This window comes from Mesorhizobium sp. M7A.F.Ca.CA.004.12.1.1, assembly GCF_003997835.1.
Taxonomy (GTDB): domain Bacteria; phylum Pseudomonadota; class Alphaproteobacteria; order Rhizobiales; family Rhizobiaceae; genus Mesorhizobium.
In genome coordinates, this window is sequence record NZ_RZRK01000705.1 from 1 (window position 1) to 3165 (window position 3165).

Genomic DNA, 3165 nt, shown 5'->3' on the forward strand with positions numbered 1-3165 from the left:
TCAAGGAACACATCGTGTTCCCGGAGATCAGCTACGACAAGGTTGATCAGATCTGGGGCATGGACGTCATCGTTTGTACGACTGCGAAGACGGATGACGAAGCCAGGGCATTGCTCAAGGCTTTCAACTTCCCCTTCCGCCAGTAACGGCAGCGAGAAAAGGAAAAATCTGAAATGGCAAAGACCAGCTCAGTCGAGAAGAACAACAGGCGCCGCAAGCTTGCCGACCAGTACGGTCCCAAGCGCGCTGCCCTGAAGGCGATAATCATGGATCAGTCCAAGCCGATGGAAGAGCGTTTCCGCGCTCAGCTCAAGCTTGCCGCCATGCCGCGCAACTCGGCCAAGATCCGCATCCGCAACCGCTGCGAAGTCACCGGCCGTCCGCGCGCCTACTATCGCAAGCTCAAAGTATCGCGCATCGCGCTTCGTGATCTCGGCAATAACGGCCAGATCCCGGGCCTGGTCAAGTCGAGCTGGTAAGGAGGACATAACATGTCATTGAGCGATCCTCTCGGCGATATGCTGACCCGCATCCGCAACGCGTATGGCCGCAAGAAGTCGAGCGTTTCGACGCCGGCTTCGCGTCTGCGCACCCGCGTCCTCGACGTGCTGAAGGCTGAAGGCTATATCCGCGATTACAGCCAGACCGACTTCGACAACGGCAAGTCCGAAATCGAGATCGAGCTGAAGTATTTCGACGGCGCGCCGGTCGTGCGCGAAATCGCCCGCGTCTCGAAGCCAGGCCGCCGCGTCTATGTTTCGGCCAAGTCGATTCCGCAGGTCGCCAACGGCCTCGGCATCGCCATCCTTTCGACACCGAAGGGCGTGATGGCCGACCATGAAGCACGTGAACAGAACGTCGGCGGTGAGATCCTCTGCCAGATCTTCTGATCTGGCAGTTGACCGCAAAGTGGAATCCGGTCTTCGGATCGTTCCCGAAGACAGAGACCTGAAACAAGAGAAGTGACGAGGACAACAAAATGTCTCGTATTGGAAAGAAACCCGTTTCGCTGCCGCAGGGCGTGACCGCGACCGTCAACGGCCAGACCGTGACGGCGAAGGGCCCCAAGGGTGAGCTGAAGTTCGTGGTGAACGACGAAGTGCTGGTCAAGATGGAAGGCAGCGAGATCGCTGTCCAGCCGCGCGACCAGACCAAGACCGCCCGCTCCAAGTGGGGCATGTCGCGCACGCAGATCGTCAACATCCTGCAGGGCGTCAAGGACGGTTTCGAGAAGAAGCTCGAGATCACCGGCGTCGGCTATCGCGCGGCACTTCAGGGCAAGAACCTGCAGCTGGCGCTTGGCTTCAGCCATGACGTCGTCTATGAGACGCCGGCCGGCATCACCATTACCGTGCCGAAGCCGACCGAAATCACCGTGGCCGGCATCGACAAGCAGCAAGTCGGCCAGGTTGCGGCCGAGATCCGCGAGTATCGCGGTCCCGAGCCCTACAAGGGCAAGGGCGTCCGCTATGCCGGCGAGAAGATCGTCCGCAAGGAAGGCAAGAAGAAGTAGCGGGCCTGGCCTCGGGAAGTTGAGGCCAAGCCAAAAAGTGTAACGCCGCGGGGAGCGGTCGCGGGAGGCGCTTTCGCCTACCGCATATGGCGGCCCCCGTTTTTTGAAGGCAAGGAAGACCATCATGGGTACCAAGGAATCCACGCAGCGCCGCGCGCAGCGCGTCCGTCGTCAGATCAAGAAGGTCGCCGGCGAGCGTCCGCGTCTGTCGGTCCACCGCACGTCGAAGAACATCTACGTGCAGGTCATCGACGACGCCAAGGGCCACACCATCGCTGCCGCTTCGACGCTCGAGAAGGACCTCAAGGGTTCGCTCAAGACCGGCGCCGACACCGCCGCCGCCGCCGCGATCGGCAAGCTGATCGCCGAGCGCGCCACCAAGGCCGGCGTCAAGGAAGTCGTTTTCGACCGCGGTGCCTACATCTATCACGGCCGCGTCAAGGCGCTCGCCGAGGCTGCCCGCGAAGGCGGCTTGAGCTTCTAAGCATAGTCCCGAAAAGTTGCAGACTTTTCGGATAGGGATTATGCGAAGGAATTGATTTCGCCCCCGGTGACCGTTTCCCGATTTATTCGGGGCGAGGCACCGGATCTTATCAGCAACCGTGCTTCCGGAAAAAAACAAGGAACAGGATATGGCACAGGAACGTAGGGATGGCGGCCGCGGCCGCGATCGTGAAGAACGCGATGACGGCATGGTGGACAAGCTCGTCCACATCAACCGCGTCGCCAAGGTCGTCAAGGGCGGCCGTCGCTTCGGTTTTGCAGCACTCGTCGTCGTCGGCGACCAGAAGGGCCGCGTCGGCTTTGGTCACGGCAAGGCGCGCGAAGTGCCGGAAGCCATCCGCAAGGCAACTGAATCGGCCAAGCGCGACATGATCTTCGTGCCGCTGCGCTCGGGCCGTACGCTGCATCACGACGTCGAAGGACGCTGGGGTGCTGGACGCGTGCTGCTGCGCGCCGCCAAGCAAGGTACCGGCATCATCGCCGGTGGCCCGATGCGCGCTGTCTTCGAGACGCTCGGCATGCATGACGTGGTCGCCAAGTCGATGGGTTCGTCGAACCCCTACAACATGGTTCGCGCCACCTTCGACGCGCTGAAGAGCCAGATGCATCCCAAGGATGTGGCTGCTGCTCGCGGCATCAAGTATTCGACCCTTCAGGCCCGCCGCGGCACCGCCGTTGCGGCTGAAGAATAGTCGATCTGACCAGGGATTTTGACCATGGCCAAGAAAGCAACCAAGACCATCACCGTTGAGCAGATTGGTTCGCCGATCCGCCGTCCGAAGGAGCAGCGCGCGACGCTGGTCGGCCTCGGCCTCAACAAGATGCACAAGCAGCGCACGCTGGAAGATACGCCCTCCGTGCGCGGCATGATCGCTGCCGTCCAGCATCTCGTCCGCGTCGTGGACGAGGGCTGAGCCAGAGCGCAGGAGAACTCAGATGAAACTCAACGATCTGCGTGACAAGGACGGCGCGACGCACTCCAAGAAGCGTCTCGGCCGTGGTATCGGCTCCGGCTCCGGCAAGACCGGCGGTCGCGGCGTCAAGGGCCAGAAGGCGCGCTCCGGCGTCGCCATCAACGGCTTCGAGGGTGGCCAGATGCCGCTCTACCGGCGCCTGCCGAAGCGTGGCTTCAATAACATCTTCGCCAA

General features: G+C 61.7%; 7 protein-coding genes and 1 pseudogene. All 8 read left to right on the forward strand.

Annotated features, from left to right (window positions below):
* Window positions 1–146 (forward strand): annotated as a pseudogene (locus EN984_RS28015) (50S ribosomal protein L5); the annotation flags it as partial.
* A 27-nt stretch (window positions 147–173) separates the two neighbouring features.
* On the forward strand, window positions 174–479 hold the full coding sequence (gene rpsN / locus EN984_RS28020; protein ID WP_013895695.1) for a 30S ribosomal protein S14: 306 nt from the start codon (window positions 174–176) through the stop codon (window positions 477–479).
* Between the two features lie 12 nt (window positions 480–491).
* Window positions 492–890 carry a 30S ribosomal protein S8 gene (gene rpsH, locus EN984_RS28025; RefSeq protein WP_013531431.1) on the forward strand — a complete coding sequence of 133 codons (399 nt, stop codon included), beginning with the start codon at window positions 492–494 and terminating at the stop codon, window positions 888–890.
* An 89-nt stretch (window positions 891–979) separates the two neighbouring features.
* Window positions 980–1513, forward strand: coding sequence for a 50S ribosomal protein L6 (gene rplF, locus EN984_RS28030; RefSeq protein ID WP_013895694.1), 534 nt, complete (start codon window positions 980–982; stop codon window positions 1511–1513).
* A 124-nt stretch (window positions 1514–1637) separates the two neighbouring features.
* Window positions 1638–1997, forward strand: a complete 360-nt coding sequence (gene rplR / locus EN984_RS28035) for a 50S ribosomal protein L18 (protein WP_027038735.1) — start codon at window positions 1638–1640, stop codon at window positions 1995–1997.
* A 148-nt stretch (window positions 1998–2145) separates the two neighbouring features.
* Window positions 2146–2709: a 30S ribosomal protein S5 gene (gene rpsE / locus EN984_RS28040; protein WP_006333394.1), complete on the forward strand. Its 564-nt coding sequence runs from the start codon at window positions 2146–2148 to the stop codon at window positions 2707–2709.
* A gap of 24 nt (window positions 2710–2733) precedes the next feature.
* On the forward strand, window positions 2734–2931 hold the full coding sequence (gene rpmD, locus EN984_RS28045) for a 50S ribosomal protein L30 (protein ID WP_006205449.1): 198 nt from the start codon (window positions 2734–2736) through the stop codon (window positions 2929–2931).
* Between the two features lie 22 nt (window positions 2932–2953).
* Window positions 2954–3165 (forward strand): 50S ribosomal protein L15 (rplO, locus tag EN984_RS28050; protein ID WP_127384110.1); only part of this gene is annotated, 212 nt, incomplete at its 3' end.

What these genes read in the sequence shown, in the direction of transcription:
- rpsN (WP_013895695.1), top strand. Translation starts at nt 174, where the DNA reads ATGGCAAAGACCAGCTCAGTCGAGAAGAACAACAGGCGCCGCAAGCTT.
- rpsH (WP_013531431.1), top strand. Translation starts at nt 492, where the DNA reads ATGTCATTGAGCGATCCTCTCGGCGATATGCTGACCCGCATCCGCAAC.
- rplF (WP_013895694.1), top strand. Translation starts at nt 980, where the DNA reads ATGTCTCGTATTGGAAAGAAACCCGTTTCGCTGCCGCAGGGCGTGACC.
- rplR (WP_027038735.1), top strand. Translation starts at nt 1,638, where the DNA reads ATGGGTACCAAGGAATCCACGCAGCGCCGCGCGCAGCGCGTCCGTCGT.
- rpsE (WP_006333394.1), top strand. Translation starts at nt 2,146, where the DNA reads ATGGCACAGGAACGTAGGGATGGCGGCCGCGGCCGCGATCGTGAAGAA.
- rpmD (WP_006205449.1), top strand. Translation starts at nt 2,734, where the DNA reads ATGGCCAAGAAAGCAACCAAGACCATCACCGTTGAGCAGATTGGTTCG.